The organism is Rhodococcus sp. NPDC056516 (assembly GCF_042794655.1).
Lineage (GTDB): Bacteria > Actinomycetota > Actinomycetes > Mycobacteriales > Mycobacteriaceae > Rhodococcus_F.
The window spans coordinates 135,490-157,583 of the sequence record NZ_JBHTTG010000003.1; the positions used below are offsets into that span (position 1 = coordinate 135,490).

The 22,094-nt window shown below is 62.5% G+C and carries 20 protein-coding genes; 11 read left to right on the plus strand and 9 right to left on the minus strand.

Features of this window, described 5'->3' with window-relative positions; translation table 11 throughout:
• Positions 1 to 2 precede the first annotated feature (2 nt).
• The 3 genes from modA to ACFQ6Y_RS09915 are packed head-to-tail and all read left to right on the plus strand — an operon-like array spanning position 3 to position 2,700.
• On the plus strand, positions 3 to 812 hold the full coding sequence (gene modA, locus ACFQ6Y_RS09905) for a molybdate ABC transporter substrate-binding protein (RefSeq protein ID WP_378631568.1): 810 nt from the start codon (positions 3 to 5) through the stop codon (positions 810 to 812).
• Positions 809 to 1,618 carry an ABC transporter permease gene (locus ACFQ6Y_RS09910; RefSeq protein ID WP_317556225.1) on the plus strand — a complete coding sequence of 270 codons (810 nt, stop codon included), beginning with the start codon at positions 809 to 811 and terminating at the stop codon, positions 1,616 to 1,618. Before modA ends, ACFQ6Y_RS09910 begins: the two co-directional genes overlap by 4 nt.
• On the plus strand, positions 1,615 to 2,700 hold the full coding sequence (locus ACFQ6Y_RS09915) for a sulfate/molybdate ABC transporter ATP-binding protein (protein ID WP_378446210.1): 1,086 nt from the start codon (positions 1,615 to 1,617) through the stop codon (positions 2,698 to 2,700). The genes ACFQ6Y_RS09910 and ACFQ6Y_RS09915 overlap by 4 nt, the downstream gene beginning before the upstream one ends.
• Here ACFQ6Y_RS09915 and fadD11 read toward each other — a convergent pair.
• The 7 genes from fadD11 to ACFQ6Y_RS09950 are packed head-to-tail and all read right to left on the minus strand — an operon-like array spanning position 2,682 to position 10,945.
• On the minus strand, positions 2,682 to 4,478 hold the full coding sequence (fadD11, locus tag ACFQ6Y_RS09920; protein ID WP_378631572.1) for a fatty acid--CoA ligase FadD11: 1,797 nt from the start codon (positions 4,476 to 4,478) through the stop codon (positions 2,682 to 2,684). The genes ACFQ6Y_RS09915 and fadD11 overlap by 19 nt on opposite strands.
• The gene (locus tag ACFQ6Y_RS09925) at positions 4,475 to 5,437 is read right to left on the minus strand and encodes an SDR family oxidoreductase (protein ID WP_378631575.1); all 963 of its coding nucleotides are present in this window, start codon (positions 5,435 to 5,437) and stop codon (positions 4,475 to 4,477) included. The genes fadD11 and ACFQ6Y_RS09925 overlap by 4 nt, the downstream gene beginning before the upstream one ends.
• A gap of 4 nt (positions 5,438 to 5,441) precedes the next feature.
• Positions 5,442 to 6,875 (minus strand): aldehyde dehydrogenase family protein, encoded by a 1,434-nt coding sequence (locus tag ACFQ6Y_RS09930; protein ID WP_378631578.1) that lies wholly within the window; start codon positions 6,873 to 6,875, stop codon positions 5,442 to 5,444.
• Positions 6,872 to 7,372, minus strand: coding sequence for an SRPBCC family protein (locus ACFQ6Y_RS09935; protein WP_378631581.1), 501 nt, complete (start codon positions 7,370 to 7,372; stop codon positions 6,872 to 6,874). The genes ACFQ6Y_RS09930 and ACFQ6Y_RS09935 overlap by 4 nt, the downstream gene beginning before the upstream one ends.
• Positions 7,369 to 8,460: a PDR/VanB family oxidoreductase gene (locus tag ACFQ6Y_RS09940; protein ID WP_378631584.1), complete on the minus strand. Its 1,092-nt coding sequence runs from the start codon at positions 8,458 to 8,460 to the stop codon at positions 7,369 to 7,371. The genes ACFQ6Y_RS09935 and ACFQ6Y_RS09940 overlap by 4 nt, the downstream gene beginning before the upstream one ends.
• Positions 8,457 to 9,389 carry a metal-dependent hydrolase gene (locus tag ACFQ6Y_RS09945; protein WP_378631586.1) on the minus strand — a complete coding sequence of 311 codons (933 nt, stop codon included), beginning with the start codon at positions 9,387 to 9,389 and terminating at the stop codon, positions 8,457 to 8,459. The genes ACFQ6Y_RS09940 and ACFQ6Y_RS09945 overlap by 4 nt, the downstream gene beginning before the upstream one ends.
• Positions 9,389 to 10,945 carry a flavin-containing monooxygenase gene (locus ACFQ6Y_RS09950; RefSeq protein ID WP_378631589.1) on the minus strand — a complete coding sequence of 519 codons (1,557 nt, stop codon included), beginning with the start codon at positions 10,943 to 10,945 and terminating at the stop codon, positions 9,389 to 9,391. Before ACFQ6Y_RS09950 ends, ACFQ6Y_RS09945 begins: the two co-directional genes overlap by 1 nt.
• 183 nt (positions 10,946 to 11,128) lie before the next feature.
• Between ACFQ6Y_RS09950 and ACFQ6Y_RS09955 the strand changes: the two genes are divergently transcribed.
• Together ACFQ6Y_RS09955 and ACFQ6Y_RS09960 are read left to right on the plus strand one after the other, a co-directional pair.
• Positions 11,129 to 11,785: a TetR/AcrR family transcriptional regulator gene (locus ACFQ6Y_RS09955; protein WP_020908817.1), complete on the plus strand. Its 657-nt coding sequence runs from the start codon at positions 11,129 to 11,131 to the stop codon at positions 11,783 to 11,785.
• On the plus strand, positions 11,782 to 12,408 hold the full coding sequence (locus ACFQ6Y_RS09960) for a TetR/AcrR family transcriptional regulator (protein WP_020970505.1): 627 nt from the start codon (positions 11,782 to 11,784) through the stop codon (positions 12,406 to 12,408). Before ACFQ6Y_RS09955 ends, ACFQ6Y_RS09960 begins: the two co-directional genes overlap by 4 nt.
• Positions 12,409 to 12,412: 4 nt before the next feature.
• Here ACFQ6Y_RS09960 and ACFQ6Y_RS09965 read toward each other — a convergent pair whose 3' ends face one another.
• On the minus strand, positions 12,413 to 13,540 hold the full coding sequence (locus ACFQ6Y_RS09965) for an acyl-CoA dehydrogenase family protein (protein ID WP_378632829.1): 1,128 nt from the start codon (positions 13,538 to 13,540) through the stop codon (positions 12,413 to 12,415).
• A 239-nt stretch (positions 13,541 to 13,779) separates the two neighbouring features.
• Here ACFQ6Y_RS09965 and ACFQ6Y_RS09970 point away from each other — a divergent pair, with 239 nt between their 5' ends.
• Entirely contained in the window at positions 13,780 to 15,501 is a 1,722-nt protein-coding gene (locus ACFQ6Y_RS09970) for an FUSC family protein (RefSeq protein WP_378631591.1), read from the plus strand.
• On the opposite strand, the gene ACFQ6Y_RS09975 is transcribed toward ACFQ6Y_RS09970, so the two are convergent.
• Positions 15,477 to 16,439: a sigma-70 family RNA polymerase sigma factor gene (locus tag ACFQ6Y_RS09975; RefSeq protein WP_378631594.1), complete on the minus strand. Its 963-nt coding sequence runs from the start codon at positions 16,437 to 16,439 to the stop codon at positions 15,477 to 15,479. The genes ACFQ6Y_RS09970 and ACFQ6Y_RS09975 overlap by 25 nt on opposite strands.
• 277 nt (positions 16,440 to 16,716) lie before the next feature.
• Here ACFQ6Y_RS09975 and ACFQ6Y_RS09980 point away from each other — a divergent pair, with 277 nt between their 5' ends.
• Genes ACFQ6Y_RS09980 through ACFQ6Y_RS10000 form a run of 5 tightly spaced genes read left to right on the plus strand, consistent with a single transcriptional unit; the run spans position 16,717 to position 22,086 of the window.
• Positions 16,717 to 17,796, plus strand: a complete 1,080-nt coding sequence (locus tag ACFQ6Y_RS09980) for an ABC transporter substrate-binding protein (protein WP_378631596.1) — start codon at positions 16,717 to 16,719, stop codon at positions 17,794 to 17,796.
• On the plus strand, positions 17,793 to 18,614 hold the full coding sequence (locus tag ACFQ6Y_RS09985; protein ID WP_003940477.1) for an ABC transporter ATP-binding protein: 822 nt from the start codon (positions 17,793 to 17,795) through the stop codon (positions 18,612 to 18,614). The genes ACFQ6Y_RS09980 and ACFQ6Y_RS09985 overlap by 4 nt, the downstream gene beginning before the upstream one ends.
• Positions 18,607 to 19,479, plus strand: a complete 873-nt coding sequence (locus tag ACFQ6Y_RS09990; protein ID WP_030535349.1) for an ABC transporter permease — start codon at positions 18,607 to 18,609, stop codon at positions 19,477 to 19,479. The genes ACFQ6Y_RS09985 and ACFQ6Y_RS09990 overlap by 8 nt, the downstream gene beginning before the upstream one ends.
• Before the next feature lie 31 nt (positions 19,480 to 19,510).
• Positions 19,511 to 20,857, plus strand: a complete 1,347-nt coding sequence (locus tag ACFQ6Y_RS09995; protein ID WP_378631600.1) for an LLM class flavin-dependent oxidoreductase — start codon at positions 19,511 to 19,513, stop codon at positions 20,855 to 20,857.
• Positions 20,854 to 22,086 carry an MFS transporter gene (locus tag ACFQ6Y_RS10000; RefSeq protein WP_378631602.1) on the plus strand — a complete coding sequence of 411 codons (1,233 nt, stop codon included), beginning with the start codon at positions 20,854 to 20,856 and terminating at the stop codon, positions 22,084 to 22,086. Before ACFQ6Y_RS09995 ends, ACFQ6Y_RS10000 begins: the two co-directional genes overlap by 4 nt.
• Positions 22,087 to 22,094 lie beyond the last annotated feature (8 nt).

The window sequence follows — 22,094 nt, forward strand, 5'->3', positions numbered from 1 at the left end:
TCGTGAAACGCGTACTCGGACTTGTTGCAGCAGGCGCATTTTCGCTTGCCCTGGTGACCGGTTGTAGTTCCTCCGACAATTCGTCGTCGGAGACGTCGTCGGCCGCTCCGACCACAACCACTTCGAGCGAGAGTGCCACGGGAAGCATCACCGTCTTCGCGGCGGCGTCCCTCAAGAACACCTTCACCGAACTCGGCAAGGAGTTCGAGTCCGAGAACCCCGGTTCCGAAGTCACTTTCAGCTTTGCGGGATCTTCGGACCTCGTCGCCCAGATCACCCAAGGTGCACCCGCTGATGTGTTCGCTTCGGCTGACGCCGCCAACATGACCAAGGCCACCGATGCCGGTGTCGTCGCAGGATCAGCCTCGGACTTCGCGAGCAATACCTTGACGATTGTTGTGCCTCCTGGCAATCCGAAGGGCATCGCGTCGTTCGCCGACCTGGCGAAGGAGGGGACACAATTGGTGATCTGCGCTCCACAGGTTCCGTGTGGCGCGGCCACGAAGAAGGTCGAGACGGCTACCGGTGAGACCCTCTCGCCTGTCAGTGAGGAATCGTCGGTGACCGACGTTCTCAACAAGGTGACATCCGGCCAGGCCGATGCCGGCGTCGTCTACGTCACCGACGCGAAGTCCGCCGGTGACAAGGTGCAGACCGTCGCGTTCCCGGAAGCAACCACGGTGGTCAACCTGTACCAGATTGCGGTGCTGAAGGATTCGAAGAATTCGGCTACGGCAACCAAGTTCGTCGACCTCGTGAAGGGGCCGAAGGGCCTGGCAGTTCTGAGTGACGCGGGATTCGCTGCTCCGTGACACGCCTACGACCGGCAACCCGCGCTCCGCTCGGGTTGCCGGTGTGGATTTACCTTCCCGCGCTGATCGGCGGGGCCTTTGTCATAGCTCCCCTGGTCGCGATGCTGGCCACCGTGCAGTGGTCGCAGTTCTGGGAACTCGTGACCTCCGAATCATCGGTTGCTGCACTGAAATTGAGTTTGAAGACGGCGGCGATGAGCACGGTGCTGTGCATCCTGTTCGGGGTACCGATGGCCGCGGTGTTGGCACGCAGTCACTTTCGGGGACTGTCCGTTCTCCGGTCCTTGATTCTGCTCCCGCTGGTTCTGCCGCCGGTCGTGGGCGGTATCGCGTTGCTGTACACGTTCGGACGCAAAGGCTTGATCGGTGAGCAGTTGGAAGTGCTCGGCATCCAGATAGCCTTCTCGACAACTGCGGTCGTCCTGGCGCAGACGTTTGTTGCCCTGCCGTTCCTTGTCGTCAGCCTCGAAGGTGCGCTACGCACTGCAGGCACGCGATACGAGGCAGTGGCCTCGACGCTCGGTGCCCGCCCTACCACCGTGCTTCGCAGGGTGACGCTGCCGTTGGTTCTTCCCGGTCTGGTGTCAGGGGCAGTTCTGGCTTTCGCTCGTGCGCTGGGAGAATTCGGTGCGACGCTGACGTTTGCGGGAAGTCTGCAAGGGGTGACGCGTACCCTGCCGCTGGAAATCTATCTCCAGCGTGAGACCGATCCGGATGCAGCGGTTGCGCTTTCGCTGGTGCTGGTAGTCGTCGCGGTCGTCATTGTGGTTGCGGTGCGTGGACGCGGATCGGCGGGTTCGTTGTGAATGGCCTCCACGTCGACATCGAGATTCCTGAGCGCGACGTCGTCGCGGCGTTCGACGTCGCGGCCGGTGAGGTGACCGCCATCCTCGGACCCAACGGCGCAGGCAAGTCGACCGTTCTAGCGGCAGTTGCCGGACTGCATCATCCGCGGCGCGGGCTGATCGAACTCAATTCCCGCGTTCTCACCGATACCAGCAGGGGAGTCGCATTGGCGCCGCATCGGCGCGGCACCGCCCTACTCGCGCAAGAGGCACTGCTCTTTCCACATCTCAGCGCGGCTGCGAACGTGGCGTTCGCGCCGCGCAGCGCAGGACGGTCGCGTCGCGATTCCGCCGAGTCTGCGCGCCATTGGCTCGACGCAGTCGACGCCGGCGAATTGGCTGACCGCAAGCCTTCACAGCTCTCCGGCGGCCAAGCACAACGCATCGCAGTGGCGAGGGCATTGGCGGCAGAACCCGAACTGCTGCTGCTCGACGAACCGATGTCCGCGCTCGACGTCGCGTCGGCCCCGGCGCTGCGGTCGTTACTGCGCAGAGTGCTCCGGACCGGGGATCGCACAGCCGTACTCGTGACGCACGACGCTCTGGATGCGCTGGCCCTTGCCGACACCGTTGTCGTTGTGGACGGTGGCCGGGTTGTCGAACGTGGTGACGTGCGAACAGTTCTGACTCGCCCGCGAAGTGCGTTCGCCGCACGCATCGCCGGGATCAACTTGCGCAGTGGCACGATGGCAGGTGACGGTGTTCTCAGGAGCCCGACCGGAGTGGACATCGCAGGTCAGACCGAGTCCGAATTACTCGCCGGCAGTGCCGCTGTGGCGGTCTTCGAACCGCGAGCGGTATCGGTCTACCTTGAACCGCCGCACGGCAGCCCACGAAACGCGTTTGCAGTCACGGTCGCCGAGATCGAAAACCGAGGCGATGTCGTCAGAGTCCGAGCCGAGGACGACGCCGGCCAGCCTGGTTTGTCTGCCGACATCACGGCCAGTGCAGCGGCCGAACTCGATCTGGTTCCGGGAACGGCCGCTACGTTTGTGGTCAAGGCCACCGAAACACTGATCTACGCTCAGGGCGCCGGCTCGTAGACGTCCTCTGCGATCGAATCCGCATAGAGAGCAACGATTTCGGAAACATACTTCTCGGCTATCGGCTTGCGCCTGAGTTTCATCGTCGGTGTCAGCTCCTCGCCGCCAGGCTCCCAGAACGTGGTGAGCACGTGAAACCGCTTGATCTGCTCGGCCCTCGAAAGTCGCGAGTTTCCCTCGGCGACAGCAGCTGCAACGATGTCGACGATCCGAGCGTCCTTGGCGAGCACCGCGGCGTCGACCGCAAGTCCCAGTGAGCGTGCCGCTTCGACCGCGGCGTCGGCGCTCAGAGTGATCAATGCTGTGTTGAACTTCCGGCCGTCACCGATCGTCACTACTTCACCGATCAACGACGACGACGTCTTCACCGCCGTCTCGATGGCTGCGGGTGACATGTTCTTTCCCGACGCATTGATGATCAACTCCTTCTTGCGATCGATCACCGTGAGGTACCCGTCCGCGTCGGCGGTGACGATGTCTCCGGTCGAGAGCCAACCGTCGGCGCTGATCGCCTCTGCCGTCTTCGCGGGTTCGCCGCGATACCCCTTCATGACCAGCGGTCCTCGAACCAGTAGCTCGCCATCGGCCTCGATGCGCATTTCCATACCCGGGAGCAACTTTCCGACCGTTCCGAGCTTGGTCGGCTCGGCCGGCGCTGTACTCGCAATGCATGTCAGTTCCGACATTCCCCAGATCTCCGAGATCGGAACTCCGAGGGCCGCAAAGAATGCCAAGGTGTCCGGCGGAATGGGCGCTGCGCCGGAGATGGCCCACTTCAATTCGGCAAAGCCCAGTTTCGCACGCAGGGCGGAGAGGACCATCGCATCGGCTCGGGCGTACTCCGCCTCCAGTTCGGCGGGGACGGATTGACCGGCCCGTAAATGTGCGAGACGAGTTCGACCGACGTCGAGTGCCCACTGCAACGCCCCCCGACGCGCGTCGTCCGGTTCGTTGGCAACTGCTGATTCGACGGCAACCTTCAGCTTTTCCCACACACGGGGAACGCTGCCCCAGATCGTCGGGCGACAGTCGGGAAGCGCAGCCGCAACCTGGCCGGGATCCGGCACCACGGTGATCTGGGTGCCGAACACCATCTGCATGTACAAGCACGTGAGCCGATCGGCGATGTGCGCCGACGGCATGTACGACGTGATGCGGTCACCGAATTCGACTGGTAGTACCGCGCTGACGGCGTTCGTCTCGAACAACAGGCACGCATGGGTCGTCTCGACGCCCTTGGGGTTGCCGGTCGTACCGGAGGTGTAGATCAGCGTGGCGACATCGTTCGGCTTCACCGCACGCCAGGTACTCTCGAAATCGAAATCGGCGGCAGCAGAAGACTTCATCTGCTCCATCGTCAGGGTGCCGGACTGCTGGGCATGCGGCTGCGCATCGACGACCACGATCGTGTCGAGTGTGGCACCGGATCGGCGAACGGTATCCACGTACTGGGCCTCGCAGACGAGAACTCGCGCACCGGAATTGGCGAGGATGTAGCGAACGGCTTCGGGTGCCGACGTGTTGTAGATGGAGAAGGACGTCGCGCCGAGGTGTTGGGCGCCGACGTCGATCGGGTAGAACTCGATTCGGTTACTCATCATCAAGGCAACCGTATCGCCATGTCCCACGCCGATTCCGGCCAATCCTGCGGCAACATCGCGGACCTGTTCGCCGTACTCGCGCCACGTCAGTGTTCGCGCATCGCCGATGTCTCGCAGGGCCACCGCGTCGGGCGCTACCGCCGACACTCGCTGGAAGGCAGCACACAACGTGGTCATGATGTTCTCCTGGATGCCTTTGTCAGGGCTGATGCATTCGTCGGGGCCGCAGCGGTGGTTCTGTCTTCGAGTTCGCGGATCAGGTCGTGTGCCTGTTTGTCCCTGGCCAGGTAACCGTCGGCAAGGACATTGACGAAACCGCGTCCCCACGCCCAGGGTTCCCAGGCCGCGGGGGCAAGGGTCCGGCCGGCGCGGCGCGCGATCGCGTCGGCGATCACTTTCGCGGCACTGTCCGGGGAGATTCGACGGCGGAGGGGCCCAGGCAGTCGAGCGTCGAGCTTGCGCCCGATCTCGTCGTCGTCGAGAGTTGCGCGCGCAAGTTGTGTGTCCACCATCCCGAAGTACGCGACTCCGGCAGTGGCGCCGTAGCCGGCAACCTCCAAACGCAGTGCCCGCCCGAGCGCTTCGACGCCGGCCTTGCTGATCATGTACGACGCTCCGCCCAAACCGGGGGCGAACGACGCGGCCGAGGACACGACGACGATGTGCCCGCTGTTGCGGATCACCTCGTCGATGGTCGGTTGCACGGTATTGAAGACACCGGTGAGATTGACGTCGACCACTCGATCGAAGGCGTCGGGATCGATTTGGCGCAATGTTGCCGGGGGAGGGGTGATTCCGGCGTTGGCCACCACGACGTCGATTCTGCCCAGCTGATCGACAACCGTGCGCGCGGCTGCTTTCATACCGTCCCGATCGCGGACGTCGGCCGTCACCGTCACGACTCGCCGTGACTCGAATGCGCGCTCGGCTGCTGCCAGCGAACTCTGGTTGACATCGACCAGCGCCACCGTTGCCCCACGTCGGTGGAGAGTGCGCGCCAACGCCGCACCGATACCGTCGCCTCCGCCGGTGATCAGTACGACCTTACCGGCGACGTCGAAGTCGATCCGGCGTCCGGGCAGTGGAATGCCCAGATCGCGGACTGTTCCTGCAAGCGCGGACAAGCGTCCCGTCATGGCTTCAGTGCCTTCCGTGTAGAGCGCGTATGAGAACCTTGACCAGCCAGTCGATTCGGGCGGTCCGTCGAAACGTCGTCAGTGGTAATGGCGAACGGAACCGTTGCCTGGTCATCGAACGGGCATAGGTGAACTCTTTCAGTCCGTCGGGGCCGTGAACGCGTCCGAAACCGGATGCTCCGACCCCGCCCAGCGGCAGGTTGGGAACTGCGGCATACATCACGTAGGAGTTCACCGACGCTCCTCCCGATCGGAGTCGATCTGCAATTGATACTCCGTCCTTGCCGAACACGCTTGCTCCCAAGGCGTATGTCGACGCATTGACCAATTCCACCGCCTCGTCCATCGAGCTGACTTTGGTGATGGTCATCGTCGGGCCGAAGGTCTCCTCCGTGACGGCGAGGCTGTCTTCGGGTACGTCGACCATGATGGTCGGTTGCACGTACTGACCGGAGATCGTGCCGAGCCCGCCGAGAACGACACGTCCACCCCGCGATACCGCGTCGTCTATGTGGCGCCGGATGACGGCGACTTGCGAGGGCATGGTGATCGGACCGATCTTGTCGTCGGCAGCAGGACCTGCATGAATTCGAGCGGCCAGAGTGGTTGTCTTGTCGAGGAACTCGTCGTAGACGTGTTCGTGCACGTACACACGCTCGACGCCCAGACAGGTCTGACCGGAGTTGGACAACGCTCCCCACACCGCAGCATCCGCGGCGGCGCCGACATCTCCGTCGGAATCGAGGACGAGTGCGTCCTTACCGCCACATTCCATCAACACCGGTGTGAGGGTCTCGGCGCACGCTGCCATGACTTTCTTGCCAGTCGCGGTCGATCCCGTGAACCCGATCTTGTCGACACCGGCCAGGCACAGTGCCGCGCCGACCCCACCGTCACCTGTGACAACTTGCAGCACAGGATGTTCAGTGACGACCTCGGCAAATGCTCGGGCCAACCATTCACCGACACCTGGTGCGAACTCACTCGGCTTGTAGACAACAGCGTTGCCGGCAGCCAGGGCAAACGAGAGCGAACCGAGTGGGGTGAAGACCGGATAGTTCCACGGACCGATCACGCCGACCACTCCGAGAGGCCGATATTCCACCGAGGCGGCCTGATTGATCGTCAACAGACTGGAACCGACGGTGTGCCTGCCCAACACCTTTCGAGCATTCTTAGAGGCCCACGCGAGGTGTTCGAGCGCCATGGCAATTTCGAGCATTGCGTCGGGGTGAGGCTTGCCCATGTCCCGGTGCACGACGTCGGCGAGTTCGGATGCTCGACGAGCGATGATTCCTCGCCACCGATCCAGTCGGTGGGCGCGTTGCTCGAATGTCAGTTCCGCCCACCACGCGGCGGCGACTCGAGCTTCGCGCACTGCCTGTGTCACCGTGTCGTCGGACGCCTGTGTGGTCGTGTCGATCTCGGTCGCCGTCATTGTGGAGTTCCTTGAAGTGTGTGGTGGATGGCGCCGTCGGCCCAGTTGCGGGTCACGCGGTCGAGGATCGGTCGGGACAGAGACAGAATCGGGGCGAACCACGGCTGCGCCTGCACCGCGAACGTCCAGGTGAGAAGGCTTCCAGTCGAAGTCGGTTCCAGCACCAGATCTTCGGCGAAACGCTTGAATCCCGGGAGTGACGCAGACTCCACGTAGAACGTCATCCGGCGCCCCTCGTCCCAGCGGAAGAATCTCTCGTCCAGTGCGGCGAAAGCGCCGGCCCGCACAGTTCGCGTCGTACCGATGCCGAATGGTCTGGCCGAGGTCCAGTCGGATCCGGTGATCCCGCGCGCCCACGACGCGAGCGCACCGTCCGAGGTCAACGTCCGCCACAAGCTTTCACACGTCGCTTCGGACTCGATCCGGTGAGTGATCGCCAGCGGAGCGGAGCGGATGAAGTCTGCGTCGGCCGCCGCGAGCGGGAATTTTCGCTTCACAGGTCCACCACCAAAGACCCACCGGTGGAACGTGATCGACAGGTCAACATCGAATCGGTGCGTTCCGATTCGGTGAGAAGGGTGTCCCGATGGTCGACGGTCCCCGCGAGCACCCGGACCTTGCAGGTACCGCAGAAGCCCTGTTGGCAGGAATACGCGACGCCGGGAAGTGCGCGTCGTATTGCTGCCAAGGCACTTTCGGACTCGCCGACATCGACGGTGAGACCGGTGCGCGCCAGGTGCACAGTGAATTTTTTGCCGTCGACTACCGGTAGCGGCGAGAAGCGCTCACTGTGTACCGATCCGGTCGGGTTGCTCGTGAAGGCCGCCGCGCGCACCATGTTCATCAGCGGCGTCGGTCCGCACGTGTACACCGCGGCGCAGGGATCCGCAGCGGAGAGCAGTGTTTCGACATCTGGCGGACCCAACTCGTCGTCCGGCCGGATGGTTACCCGGCCGCTGGAATACTCCTCGATCTCGGTTAGGAATGGCATAGCTGCCCGAGTTCGTCCGAGATAGTCCAATCGCCACTGGACTCCGCGGCGGTGACAGCGTTGCACCATGGGAAGTATCGGAGTGATCCCGATTCCGCCCGCAACAAAGAGGTACGACGGAGCAGTGACAAACGGAAATGCATTCCGTGGCCCTCGTACGTCCACCGCCATTCCAGGTTTCAGCGACTCGTGGATCTCGCGTGAGCCGCCACCGCCCTCGTCTATCCTTCGGACGGCGATCCGATACGAGGTCAAGTCGTCGGGGTCGCCGCACAGCGAGTACTGTCGTTGCCTTCCAGAGGGGAGAAAGACGTCGAGGTGGGCGCCGGGAATCCACGACGGCAGGGCGATGCCTTCCCTCGGGGTCAAGGTGACACTCATGACGTCGTCACACTCGAACCGGACGGACTTCACGTCCAGCGTCATGTCGAACCCGCTGTAGCGGACCGGGTTGGGACGCGAAAGTATCTGCGCTGCAGGACTGGTTGCGAAGATCCGACGGTATGCGCTGGTGGCCTGCGCGGCAAACCTCAACGACCGGGTCGGTGTGAAGCCGTGTGCGTCGTGAGGACGGTCGGCAGCCGTCTTGTTCATTCTTCACTCTTTTCGGAAGAACGATTGGCGGCAGGTGAGCGAGCGAGGTAGCGCATGGCTACGTCCATGTCCCCGATCTGGGACGGATGGAAGCTCGGCCGCAGATACGGAGGAATCTCGGTGATCAGGAATTTCATGTTCGGTACCAGTCCACGACGAGTGGCGCTGATCAGCTGCAGAGGCCACAGTCGACCCTTCGCCTTCGACGGGTCCTGCCGGAAAAGGTAATTCATCGAGGCGATGAACAGTACGAACAACGTGAAGCTGGCCAGCAGCCCCGTGCGAACGCGTCGGGAGTAGCTACCGTCGACGTACATGTAGGCGTCGAAAGCGACGTTGCGGTGCTCGACTTCTTCAGCGCCGTGCCACTTGACCATGTCGAGCATCACCGGGTGCATGCCGGCATCTTCGAGGGCGGGATCGGTGAGCAGCCATTCCCCGACCACTGCCGTGTAGTGCTCCATGGCAGCAAACAAGCCGAGACGTTCACAGAGCCAGGCGTGCTTGGCTTTTCCGGTCAATCCCTTGTCTCCCAATATCTTGTCCACGAGCCAGTCCATGCGGCGTGCCATCGGTTTCATGTCCATGCCGAGGTCCGCAAGGTGTTCGCGTGCACCTTTGTGCGACGACGCGTGTGTTGCTTCCTGGCCGACGAAACCCACCACCTCTTCGTGCAGTCGGGTGTCCTCGATGAGAGGGAGCGCTTCGGCGAGCGTCGCGGACATGGCCCGCTCTCCCTCGGGTAACACGAGATGCATGAAGTTGATGACGTGGGTGACCATCGGTTCGTTCGGCACGTAGTGCAGTGGTACACCGTCCCAGTCGAATTCGACGTCACGGGCGGCGATGGCATGTGCTTCGTCGGTGTAGCGGCGAGCGCCGGACGGTGCGATGACGGGTGTGCCTCGGAAGGCGTTGATGCCGAGCATTATCGGCTCCTCACGGTTTCTCGAGCAGTGGTGAGTGATGTGGACGAGACAGGTTGTACCTGCGTGTAGTGAGTGAGGTCAGCTCGTTTGGTCCTGGCGCGGAAGGATCGGTTGAATCCGGGATAGAAGGTGTAATTGCGGCCGCCGTCGACGAGGTAGTAGCTACTGCACCCGCCCGCGTTCCACACGCTGGTGGCGAGTCGGCGGTCGGTCGCGTGCACGAACTCGCGCTGCACGTCGGCGCGGACGTCGATGCTGCCGATGCCGCGCTCGTCCATCTGAAGAATGCAGCTCACGATGTATTCGACCTGCGCTTCGATCGTGACGACCTGCGAGGTGTAGACCACCGAGTTGGGGCCGAGGATCATGAAGCAGTTCGGAAAACCGCTGATGGTGGTGCCGAGGAAGGCCTCGGCACTGCCGTTCCACGTCTGCGCGAGGCTGCGGCCGTCCTGGCCTCGGATGATGTCGAACGACGGGTTGTCTCCCATCCGAAAGCCGGTTCCCATGACTATGGTGTCGACTTCCCGGAAGGTTCCGTCCGCGGTGAGAACTCCGCCCTCCTGCACCTCGACGATTCCGTCCGTCACCACCTCCACATTGGGTGACGCCAGCGCGGGATAGTAGGTGTTCGAGAACGTCGGACGCTTGCATCCGAATGCGTAGTGGGGGAGCAGCTTTGCGCGAAGCTCCGGGTCCCGCACCTGCCGGCGAAGGTGTGCTCGGCCGAGTGCGGCCAACCCTTTGAGCAGTGACGGCTTGTACACGAATCCGGGTACCAGGGCTTCTTGAAGTAGGTCGAGTCCCTTGCGTGCGAGTCGCTGGGTGAGCGGTACCCGCTCGAACAGCGCGCTGGGCCAGCCCGTCATCGGCTGATCCGGGTGCGGCAGGATCCACGTCGGTGTCCGCTGGAATATGGTCAGCGAGTTCGCGAGCGGTTGCAGTCTGGGGATGATCTGCACTGCGGAGGCGCCGGTGCCGACCACGGCTATGCGTTCACCGCGAAGGTCGTGGTCGTGGTTCCAGTCTGCGGTGTGGAACATCTGACCACGAAACGATTCGAGTCCGGGGAGGTCGGGTGTGGCGGGGGCGCTGAACGGGCCGGTGGCCGCCACCAGGAACTGTGCCTCCCACACGGTTTCCGCGGTGTGCACCCGCCAGATCTGGGCCTGCTCGTCCCACGAAGCTTCTGTCACGTCCTGGTTGCAGTGGAAATGACCGGCCAGTCCGAAGCGATGGACGCAATCCCGGAGATAGTCGTAGATCTCGGGCTGTAGCGGATACAGCCGCGTCCAGTTCGGATTGGGCGCAAACGAGAACGAGTACAGAATCGACGGGATGTCGCACTGTGCACCGGGGTAGGTGTTGACCTGCCAGGTTCCCCCGGGCTCCGCAGCGCGTTCGAGAACGACGAAGTCGTCGATCCCGGATTGCTTCAAGCGGACAGCAGTTCCGATGCCGCCGAAGCCTGCTCCGATGACGACGACTCGTGTTCGGCGAGTTGGAGTTTCCTCTTCACCGGCCGATGGCCCCGAGGTTGGGTCGATGTCGACCATGTGTGACGCCTCCTGATTGGTGCGTGAACAACTGAACGAAGAGTAAGTCTGACATCAAGTGATGTCAACAGCGATTGATGTCAGAATTGAATTGATTGACATCGTGCGATGTCAGTTCGCTTGCCGAGGTCGCCGCGATAACCTGAGGTCGAGAGCACTGCCGGTCAGTGAGAACATGGGGACATGACGGATACCGAGGCTCGGCGCACCGGCCCGCGCAGGTGGCGTGGGCAGGAACCAGAAGATCGCCGCGCCGCGCGCCGGGCACAGCTGATCGAAGCCGGGTTGCAGATCATGGGCACCGAGGGTGCGGCCGCCGCGACCATGCGTGCGACCTGCCGCGAGGCTGCGCTGACCGAACGGTACTTCTACGAGAGCTTCGCCAATCGTGACGAACTGCTGGTCGCCGTGCTCGACGAGGTCGTTCTCGGGGCACGCGACACTATTCTGGACGCTCTCGAGGCGGCGCCTTCCGAACCGTCGGCCCTGATCCGTCACGTGGTGAAGGCCTTCACCACCTACGTATTCAAGGATCCGCGCCGTGGACGCATCATGTTCGTCGAATCCCAGGCGGAACCTGCGCTGTGGGATCGAGGGCGAGAATTGATGGCGGAGTTCACCAATCCGATCTCCGCGTCGCTCGAGCTGATGTACGGCGGCGAGGCAACCGACTCCGCGAACTCCGAACTCAATTCGGTGGGGCTGTTCGGTGCCCTCGCGTTCATCTATCAGGCGCACACCCCGTCCTCCAAGATCTCTCGAAAGCGTTTGGTGGAACACATTTCGCTCATGGTCGAGGCGCAGGCGACGGTCAACAGCACGCCCGCGAGAAAAGAATGACGTCCGCGTCGGCCACAGGCGGAAAGCGTCTCGGTCCCGAAGACCGGCGTGAGCAGATCATTGTCAGCGCGGCAAAGGTTTTCGAGGAGAAGTCTTTTGCCGACGTCTCGATGACCGAGTTGGCCAAGGCGGCCGGGGTCGGTCGTCCGCTGCTCAATCATTACTTCGGCTCCAAGCGGGAGTTGTATCTCGACGTCGTGCGGCGGTTCGTCTTCATTCCCGAAGTGGCGGTGGACCGCATTCCGCGATCGGCGAGCCAGGAGAAGCGGATCGGCGCCGTGATCGATCGGTGGCTCGACGTCGCCTGGCGTCATCGCGACATGTGGATCTCGACAGTCATGTCCGACGACCTCCGCCGTGATCCCGAGATGGATCGGATCCTGCAGGATGCTGACGACGTTGCTGCGCGACGCATGATGGATGCGCTCGAGATTCGACCGAGTGAAGGCAGCGAGGCTGCTGTTCATTCGATGATCGTGGCGTACGGAGGACTGGCGAAGGCCGCCAGTAAGCAGTGGTTGGTGACGGGAGCGCTCGACCGCGAACAGGTGCACCTTCTGCTGGTACGCAGTTTGCTCGCCATCGTGCGTGACGTTCTGCCGGCGTGCGAGGCGGATTCCTGATTACTCAGAGTGATCTCGCCACGAGGTCTTTCATGACTTCGTTCGATCCGGCGTAGATTCGCTGAATACGAGCGTCGGCGTACATCTGAGCGATGGGATATTCGAGTATGTAGCCGTACCCGCCGTGTAGTTGCACGCAGCGGTCGATCACGGCGCACTGCTGATCGGTGAGCCAGTACTTGGCCATCGCGGCGGTAGTCGCATCGAGCTGCCCGGCAAGGTATTTGACGATGCAGTCGTCGATGAACGTTCGTGAGATACGAGCGATGGACGCGCACTCGGCAAGTTCGAAGCGCGTGTTCTGCAGATCGAAGAGCGTTTGCCCGAACATGTTTCGGGATTTGGTGTACTCGACGGTGAGGGCGACTGCACGCTCCATTGCCGCAGTGGCTGCAACTCCGCAGATCAATCGTTCAGGCAGTAGCTGCTGCATCAGCTGGGCAAACCCTGTGCCTTCGCGGTCCCCGAGCAGGTTCGTTGCAGGCACCCGCAAGCGGTCGAAGAACAGCTCGGTGGTGTCCTGGCCCTTCTGTCCGACCTTCTCGAGTATTCGCCCGCGCTCGAAACCCGGTGTGTTGTCATCGACCTCGGCCACGATGAGCGACACTCCACGCGCTCCGAGGCTGGGATCGGTCTTGGCGGCAATGATCACCAGATCACAATTGCGACCGTTGGAGATGAATGTCTTTGCGCCGCTGATCAGATAGTCGTCACCGTCGCGGACGGCGCGGGTGGTGATGTTCTGCAAGTCGGATCCGGTGCCGGGCTCGGTCATGGCGATTGCGCCCACCCACTCGCCACTCGACAGCTTCGGTAGCCAGCGCAGTTTGTGCTCGTGATCGGCGTAGGCATTGAGGTAGTGCGGCACGATTCCCGAGTGCACACCGAGTTGGAGTGAATGATCACCCGCCATCACCTGCTCGTGGAACAGCACGGCATCATGCGCAAAAGTTCCTCCTCCGCCGCCGTACTCGGTGGGTATCGACATGCCGGCGAGGCCGAGCGTCCCGAGTTCCCGATAGGCGGATTTGTCGGGAAAACCCTGGGACGCGAAGCGTTTCTGGTGCGGTGTCACGTGTTTGGCGAAGAAGTTCCTCGCCAGTTCGCCAACGGCCTCCAATTCGTCGTCCATCCACGGGGAGCGTCGTTCGGTGGTTCGGGTTGCGGTTGATACTTGCGTCATCGTGATTTCTCCCGATCGATGAAGTGCGACCCACGAGCGGATCTGGCTCCACCTATCATCCACACTGTTGACGCAGTGTCAATAAGCGGGTGGCCGAATCGACCTCCAGACCCGCTTCGGATACCAGGGCAGCCGCCCGCAAGAATGGGACGGCACAGACACGATCGAACCGGCGCGAAGGATGGGCAGTGGACCCCGAAGAAACATCAGCGGGTCACGAGTCCAACCTCCCGGCGCCGCGTCCGGCTCGCAGCGTCCTGTTCGGATTGCCGCCGGTGGGAAACCGGTATCCCGGAGCAATTCGGGTCGCACTCGCCTTGGCGATTCCTGCGGCTGTCGCGACACTGCTCGGATTCGGGCCCTCGTCCCTCCTGGTCGGGCTCGGTGCATTCGCGTCGATCTACGGTGAGGGACGTCCGTACCGGAGCAGATGGAAGGCAGTCGGTATCGCCGCGGCGGCGTTGACGATCCTGTCCTTCATCGGGGCATCGGTGGGGGAGCCGGTCCACCGAGCGATCTCCGAAGGCGCGCCGACGGTGCTGCTCGTCTTTGTCGTGCTGATCATGGCCATCGTGGTGTCGACCTGCGCCTTTACCGTCGACGCGCTTCGATTAGGCCCACCAGGCGCGTTCTTCCTGCTGCTGACCACCGAGATCAGTTCGGTGATCGCCACTCCCGGGCAGCCGCCGATCGAGGTTGCGATGTGGACGGCAATCGGCGGGATCAGCGCGGTGGTCGTCTCGATGACGGGAATCCTGTGGGCACCGCGAGCGATCGAACGCAGCGCGGTACAGGCAGCCGTCTCGGCCGTTGCGGAGTACACGGAAGCGCAGGCGAAGTACGCCCCGCCGGAGCAGACGCGAGACAAACGGCACGCTGCAGCACTGCGGCTGCACGACGCGTGGCAGTGCCTCTACCGTGGCGCAATCGTCGGGAAAGACCACCCGTTGACCCGTGAACTCGAACGAGCACAAATCGCGATGGCCAGGGCGATCTCCGACGACCACGATCCCGAACTCATGGCGGACCCCGCGTTCGACGTCGACGAGGTCGGGGCGCATCCGCCCCTGCCCGACCCGACGATCCGGTATCGGTTTCTCCGCGCCTGCAATCCGTCCAGCCGAGCGTCGATCACGGCACTTCGGCTGTCCATCGCCTGTATGGCGGCGGGAACCCTCACCGTTCTACTCGGTATCGATCGCCCGGACTGGGCGGTGATCGCCGCGGCGATGGTCCTGCATCAAGGACCGGATCGAATACTGGGCACCTATCGCGGAATCCATCGCATCGGCGGAACCGTCCTCGGGTTGATTCTGTTGGGCGCCATATACGCCTGGAGTCCGACCGGTCTGTGGCTGGTGGCGGTACTTGCCATCCTGATGGCGGGGATCGAACTGTTCCTGGTGCGGAACTACGGGATCGCCGTCATCTTCATCACCGCTCTGGCAATTCTCCTCGGCGCTGCCGGTGGTGCACATGGGACCGTCCAGCATCTGATCCTCAGCCGCATGCTCGAGACGGCAATCGGCGTCGTCGTGGCGTTGATCGTCCTGTGGACGGTCGGGCGCGGGGCACATCGACGCACTCTGATCTGGGTCGACGAGCGTGCCGACAGTGTCCTGTTCAAGCTGCTGACCGAAATCCGCGCAAGGCACTATGCACCACAAGCGAATTGGTCCGAGCTTTCGGAGCTTCGACGCGACCTGGACTTCGAACTACGAGGCAGCACGATGGCCGGGATCGACGCCGCCCACAACGAACCCGAGTGGGCGTCGCAGCAGTGGAGAACGCATACCGCACTGCATCACCTGGGATCGGATGTGCTGCACCGACTGTGGTTCGGCACGCAGGTGTCCAGGTCTCACCTCGAAGAATGGGAGTCTCGCTACCTGCGCTCGGGTTCGGTGTGATCGAGCATCGGGACGGCACTGAACTTGGCTGGGTTCGCAATGTCGTAGGCCGCACACACAACTCCGTCGCGAACCGTGAAGCCGGCAACGCGAGCGGCGAACTGCGGGTACCGGTCATCTCCGGGGGAGCCGGCGAATACACCACCGAGCTGTCCGTTGACGAGAACCGGTGACATCGAAAACAGCGCCGCCGGTCCGTACTTGCGTGCCAGCCCCAGGTAGAACCGTGCCACACGATCACTGCCGCGCACGACGTTGACCGCCGTGCGAGTTGTTCCGCCTGCGTCGCCGATCAGCACGGCATCGGGATCGAGTGCTTCGATCACCGCGTTCAGATCCCCACTCGCGATAGCCATGACCAGTCTTTCGACGGCGGCAGCATGCTCCTCGCTGCTGACCGGGACGGGCGCCGACGCTGCGGCTCTACGGGCTCGCGAGGCCAACTGACGGGCGGCGGCGACTTCGATGTCGAGGATTCGGGCTACCTCGGCGAACGGTACGTCGAAGCCGTCGTGCAGGACAAAGGCAACGCGTTGCGCGGGAGTAAGAGTGTCCAGGACGACGAGGGCCGCAAAACGATTCTGTTCCTGCGTCACGACGTACTCGAGTGGATCGGGTGTCGCTGACTGTGTGCTCACGGTGGCGTCGACGGGCGTGACGATCGGCTCCGGAAGCCATTGTCCTACATAGCTTTCTCTCCGGACTGCGGCCGATTTGAGATGATCGAGGCAGATCCGACCCACAACAGTGGTGAGCCATCCGCGCAGCTCGCGGATCTCCAGCTCTTCACCTCGCGTGGTTTCGGCTACTTGGAGTCGTATCCATGCTTCCTGCACCGCGTCCTGAGCGTCGTTGAAACTTCCGGTGAGACGGTAGGCCACCGACGTCAGATGGCCACGGTGTTGCTCGAAGTCCTGCGCGGTAGTCGGCGAAAGCATGCCCTCATGATACGGACTTCACACTTTAAATCCGGCATGAATGTAACCGTTGACCCAGGTAGTGGGTGCCGACGTATGGTTTCGACACTGCTAACGGCTCGATTCTGTCTTCACATTCATTGGAGTCTCACGTGTTTCGGTCTTCGCTCTTGTCGTCGTTGAACTGTTGTCGTTGAACTGACTTTCCCAACACCTGCCTGTGCCGATCGCCGCACAAGGCGATCCGGACAGGTGTCGTCGTAAATTTCACCAATCATCCTCTAAAGGAAGCAACTTCATGATTCGCCCTCGCCTTGCGCGCTCCATAGCCGCAGTCGTCGCTCTTGTCACTCTGTCCAGCCTTGCCGTGGCCTGCTCGGGCTCTTCCGACGAAGTCGTCAAGACCGCCGACGGCAAGACCGTCCTGCGGTACGAGGGCAGTACCGGACAGGTCATCTACCCCGAACTCGCTGCCGATCTCGGCTACTTCGACAACGTGGAACTCAACTGGATCGGCGACACGACCAGCGGTCCTCAGAGCATTCAGAATGCCGCGACCGGTCAGACCGAATTCGGTGGTGCGTTCAACGGTGCGGTGGTGAAGTTGGCTTCCGCGGGTTCACCGATCACCTCGGTGATCGGGTACTACGGCTCCGACAAACAGAGCTTCAATGGGTACTACGTACTGGACGGCAGTCCGATCAAAACGGCCAAAGACCTGATCGGTAAGAAGGTCGGGATGAATACACTCGGCGCCCACCACGAGTTCGTTGTTCGTGAATGGCTTGCGCGGGAAGGGCTTACGCCGGACGAGATCAAACAGGTTGAACTGATCGTGGTGCCTCCCGTCAACACGGAGCAAGCGCTGCGCCAGGGACAGATCGACGTTGCCACCCTCGGCTCGGTCTTCCGTGACTCCGCGCTCGAACGCGGTGGTCTTCGCGAGCTGTTCACGGACGAATCACTGTTCGGCTCGTTCACCTACGGCACGTTGGTGTTCCGTGACGACTACATCGCGAAGAACAAGGAAGCGGTCGCCGATTTCGTACAGGGAACAGCGCGAGCGATCCGCTGGACCCAGACGCACCCACGTGAGGAAGTGATCGCGAAGCTGACGTCGATCATCAACAGTCGCGGACGCAACGAGGACACCAAGCTCATCAGTTACTGGAAGAGCCCGGGAGTCGCCGGCCCCGGCGGAACGATCACCGATACCGAGATCAGCACGTGGATCGACTGGCTCACCCGTAACGGCGAACTCGAAGAAGGAAAGTTGAAGCCGTCGGACATCTACACCAACGAATTCAACCCGTACGCCAACGGAACGTATTCACCCGACAGCGGCGCTGACGGACAGGCACTGGAGGCAGCAAAATGAGCACAGAACCGAAACTACGGCTCGAGCACGTCACCAAACAGTTCGACATTCGTGGGACCGACGAAGTTTTCACCGCGGTCGAGGACATCAACATCGACGTCGCGCCGGGGGAGTTCCTGGTCCTCGTCGGGCCGAGTGGTTGCGGCAAGTCGACTCTGCTGGACCTCCTCGGAGGACTCAGTTCGCCCACTTCCGGTCGAATCCTTCTGGACGGCAAGCAGATCACGGGCCCAGGCTTGGATCGGGGAATCGTCTTCCAGCAATACGCGCTACTTCCATGGCGAACTGCACGTCACAATATCGAGTTCGGACTCGAAGCGAAGGGCGTGAAGAAGAGCGAGCGACGCGAACTCGCCGAGCATTACCTCGAACTGGTCGGTCTGCAAGGTTTCGCGGATCGCTATCCGCACGAGTTGTCCGGTGGAATGAAGCAGCGAGTCGCGATCGCCCGCAGCTTGGCATTCGATCCCGAAGTGTTGCTGATGGACGAACCATTTGCTGCGCTGGACGCACAGACGCGAGAGTCGCTGCAGGACGAGCTTCTGCGCATCTGGAAGGCCACCGGCAAGACCATCCTGTTCATCACCCACGGAATCGACGAGGCCATCTACCTCGGGCAACGTGTTGCAGTACTGACTTCGCGGCCGGGGCGCGTCAAGACGATCGTCGACATCGACATCGACAGGTCCGGCGACGACGTGCGATCAGGTGAGGAGTTCCGTGTGTTCCGGCACCGGATCTGGACGCTGCTGCACGGTGAAGTCGAGCGCGCTCGGGCCGGCGAACTCGATCCTGCCAAGGAGGTTGCACATGTCTAGCGCATTGGCGACGCCGGAGGTAGTCGCCACCCCGAAACCGTTGGCCGACAAAACACCTGACATTGCGCAGCGGAGCCAGGCCGGCGGCAAGGCGGCGCGCTACATTGGTTCCACCGCCTGGCGGATTGCCAAGCCGTCGATTGCGATCGCGATCTTCCTCGGGATCTGGGAAGCGGCACCTCGGCTCGGGCTGGTGGACAAGGTCTTCCTCCCGCCCTTCACCGAAGTTGTGTCCGCATTCTTCACTCTCGCCGAGAACGGACAATTGCAAGAGCATGTTTCGGCCAGTCTGACGCGTGCGCTGACCGGATTCTTCGTGGCCATCGCGATCGCGATTCCGTTGGGAATCGCGATCGCCTGGTACCGCCCGGTCTCCGACTTCCTCAACCCGATTCTCGAATTGTTCCGCAACACAGCAGCCTTGGCTCTGCTTCCCGTCTTCGTGCTGATCCTCGGAATCGGTGAGGAATCGAAGATCGCCCTGGTGATCTACGCCTGCACCTTCCCGATTCTGCTCAACACGATCTCCGGTGTGCGAACAGTGGACCCACTGCTGATCAAGTCCGCTGCCTCGCTGGGGTTCTCCTCGATTCGGCTGTTCCAGAAGGTGGTTCTGCCCGCCGCAGTTCCCACGATCTTCACTGGTATCCGCATGGCAGCCGCGTCGTCGATTCTCGTGCTGATCGCCGCCGAAATGGTCGGGGCCAAAGCCGGTCTCGGGTATCTGATCACCGCTTCCCAACTCAACTTCCAGATCCCGAACATGTATGCGGGCATCGTCGCGATCTCGTTGTTGGGTCTGACAATCAACGCGATTCTGGTCCTGATCGAACGTCGGCTCTCGCGCTGGCGCGTCACCACCTGACCACACTTTCACGGAAAGATTCTGCGAACTCATGTCCGAACGACAATTTCATCTGAACGCCTTCCTGATGGGCGTCGGCCATCATGAGGCGGCGTGGCGCCACCCTCGCACAAATGCGGCCAACCTTCTGGACGTCAAGCACTTCCAGGATTTGGGGAGAATCGCCGAGCGTGGAAAGTTGGACTCGGTGTTCTTCGCCGACGGTCTAGCAGTCGGTCCGCGGGTCAAATACAACACTCAGGCGATCTTCGAACCCGTCACCTTGCTGTCGGCGATCGCTGCGGCCACCGAGAAGGTGGGGTTGATTGCAACCGCGTCGACCAGTTACAGCGATCCGTACACTCTTGCAAGGAAGTTCGCTTCCCTCGATCACATCAGTGGCGGACGAGGCGGGTGGAACATCGTGACGTCGGCCGGCGCCGACGAGGCCGCGAACTTCGGCCTCGATGCGGTACCGACGCACAGCGGTCGTTACGAGCGCGCCGAGGAGTTTCTCGACGTGACACTCGGACTCTGGGACAGCTGGGAAGAGGGGGCAGTTGTCCTGGACGAAGAGACCGGAATCTTCGCCGATCCTGATCGTGTCCATCGCATCGACCATGACGGTCAACGATTCACGGTGGCTGGCCCGCTCAATTCGCCGAGGTCTCCACAGGGACGTCCGCTGCTAGTACAGGCCGGTTCCTCCGAGAGCGGTAAGGATTTCGCGGCGAGGTATGCCGAAGCCGTGTTCACCGCTCAACGAACACTCGAGCAGGGGCAGGATTTCTACAACGATCTCAAAGCGCGGCTGATCAAGTACGGGCGTAGTCCCGACGAGATCAAGGTGCTGCCGGGCATCGTGCCCTTCATCGCAGATACGGAAGAAGAAGCGAAGGCTCTGGAGCAGTCGTTCACGGACCTGATCTCTCCGGAGTATTCGCTGCGCCAGCTCTCGAACATGGTGGGTGTCGATCTCACCGAGCATTCTCTGGATGCCCCGCTGCCACCGTTGCCGGACATCGATCGCATCCAAGGGAACAAGAGTCGATACCAGCTCGTCAAAGATCTTGCAGAGAGCGAAAACCTCACCGTCCGTGAATTGATCGGCAAACTCGGCGGTGGCCGTGGGCATCGGACATTTGCCGGCACACCGGAGCAGGTCGCGGACGAGTTGACCGAATGGTTCGACAAGGGCGCCGCGGACGGCTTCAACATCATGCCGCCCTATCTGCCCGGAGGGCTCGAGGTGTTCGTCGACCGGGTCGTGCCGATTCTGCAGGCGCGTGGGCTCTTCCGTACCGAATACACGGAATCCACCCTGCGGGGTCACTACGGCCTCGATCGTCCGGCGAATCGGTTTTCGCGGGCCGCTGACGCGGCAGAAGTGAGCGCGTGACGGAAACACTGCCCAAGGAACAGCCGGCGATTGCCGGGCTCAAGCCACTGGTCACAACGGTTTTCGTACCGGCGGCTATTTTCGGAATCGGTCAGGGCGCGGCCGCCCCCATCATGGCAGTCACCGCACGCGACCTCGGTGCATCGGTCGCCGTCGCCGGATTGATCGTTGCACTCGGCGGTTTGGGTGCCGTCCTCGGCGATCTCCCGGCGGGCCGGATAGTGTCGCGATTCGGCGAGCGTCGGTCCATCATCGGCGGAAGTTCCTTGGGCGCGACCGGAGTGGTGATCTGTCTGCTTGCGCAGACTCCGTGGATGCTGGGTATCGGTGCTCTGCTGACCGGACTGGCGAATGCTGTGTGGGGTCTTGCCAGGCAGAGCTACCTCGCTGAGACGGTGCCGCTCGGCCTGCGGGCCCGAGCAATGTCGTCTTTCGCCGCGATGTGGCGGTTGGGTTTCTTCCTGGGCCCACTCATCGGAGCCGGCGTGATTCTGCTGGTGGGCGCGCGCGGAGGATTTCTGGTCCAGTTGGTGGGCGTCGTACTCGCCGGGGCTCTGATGGCCCGCGTTCCCGACCCGCCACGAAAGGCGCAGGCGGGCAACGGCGGTCATAGCCACGTCACGCTCCCGGAGATCCTTCGCCGCCACCGCGCCGCCCTGTCGACGCTCGGGACAGGCTCCCTGCTGATGGGCGCCGCCCGTGCGTCGAGGGAGGCCGTTCTTCCATTGTGGGCATTGCACCTCGGGTTGAATGCGGCCCAGGTGAGTGTGATCTTCGGTATCGGTGCGGCCGTGGATCTGCTGTGCTCGTATCCGGCCGGACACATCATGGACCGATACGGGCGCAGGTTGGTGGCGGTGCCTTCGCTGACCGTGATCGGTGTGTCGTACCTGATGTTGCCGTTCTCGACGGGCGCGGTGGGGCTGACCGTGGTCGCTGTCGTGATGGGGATCGGGAACGGACTGGGCAACGGCGTGATCATGACTCTCGGTGCGGATATCGCCCCGCCCGAAGAACGCGCCGAGTTCCTCGCCGCATGGCGTTTGACTCACGACACGGGCATGTTCGGTGGGCCGCTCGCGATCGGTCTACTCGCCGCGGTGTTCCCACTCGGGTGGGCATTCGCCGCTCTGGGCGCGACGTCGTTCGCGGGCGCGGCGATGATGTTCCGCTTCATTCCGGTCTACTCTCCGCGGGGGTCACCCCGCTCGCGCGTCGGGAAACGATAGGTAGGCTC

Coding starts and splice junctions, on each gene's coding strand:
- fadD11 (WP_378631572.1), bottom strand. CDS start 4,478: ATGACCACGTTGTGTGCTGCCTTCCAGCGAGTGTCGGCGGTAGCGCCC.
- ACFQ6Y_RS09925 (WP_378631575.1), bottom strand. CDS start 5,437: ATGACGGGACGCTTGTCCGCGCTTGCAGGAACAGTCCGCGATCTGGGC.
- ACFQ6Y_RS09930 (WP_378631578.1), bottom strand. CDS start 6,875: ATGACGGCGACCGAGATCGACACGACCACACAGGCGTCCGACGACACG.
- ACFQ6Y_RS09940 (WP_378631584.1), bottom strand. CDS start 8,460: ATGAACAAGACGGCTGCCGACCGTCCTCACGACGCACACGGCTTCACA.
- ACFQ6Y_RS09945 (WP_378631586.1), bottom strand. CDS start 9,389: ATGCTCGGCATCAACGCCTTCCGAGGCACACCCGTCATCGCACCGTCC.
- ACFQ6Y_RS09950 (WP_378631589.1), bottom strand. CDS start 10,945: ATGGTCGACATCGACCCAACCTCGGGGCCATCGGCCGGTGAAGAGGAA.
- ACFQ6Y_RS09955 (WP_020908817.1), top strand. CDS start 11,129: ATGACGGATACCGAGGCTCGGCGCACCGGCCCGCGCAGGTGGCGTGGG.
- ACFQ6Y_RS09960 (WP_020970505.1), top strand. CDS start 11,782: ATGACGTCCGCGTCGGCCACAGGCGGAAAGCGTCTCGGTCCCGAAGAC.
- ACFQ6Y_RS09965 (WP_378632829.1), bottom strand. CDS start 13,540: ATGGACGACGAATTGGAGGCCGTTGGCGAACTGGCGAGGAACTTCTTC.
- ACFQ6Y_RS09975 (WP_378631594.1), bottom strand. CDS start 16,439: ATGCTTTCGCCGACTACCGCGCAGGACTTCGAGCAACACCGTGGCCAT.
- ACFQ6Y_RS09980 (WP_378631596.1), top strand. CDS start 16,717: ATGATTCGCCCTCGCCTTGCGCGCTCCATAGCCGCAGTCGTCGCTCTT.
- ACFQ6Y_RS09985 (WP_003940477.1), top strand. CDS start 17,793: ATGAGCACAGAACCGAAACTACGGCTCGAGCACGTCACCAAACAGTTC.
- ACFQ6Y_RS09990 (WP_030535349.1), top strand. CDS start 18,607: ATGTCTAGCGCATTGGCGACGCCGGAGGTAGTCGCCACCCCGAAACCG.
- ACFQ6Y_RS09995 (WP_378631600.1), top strand. CDS start 19,511: ATGTCCGAACGACAATTTCATCTGAACGCCTTCCTGATGGGCGTCGGC.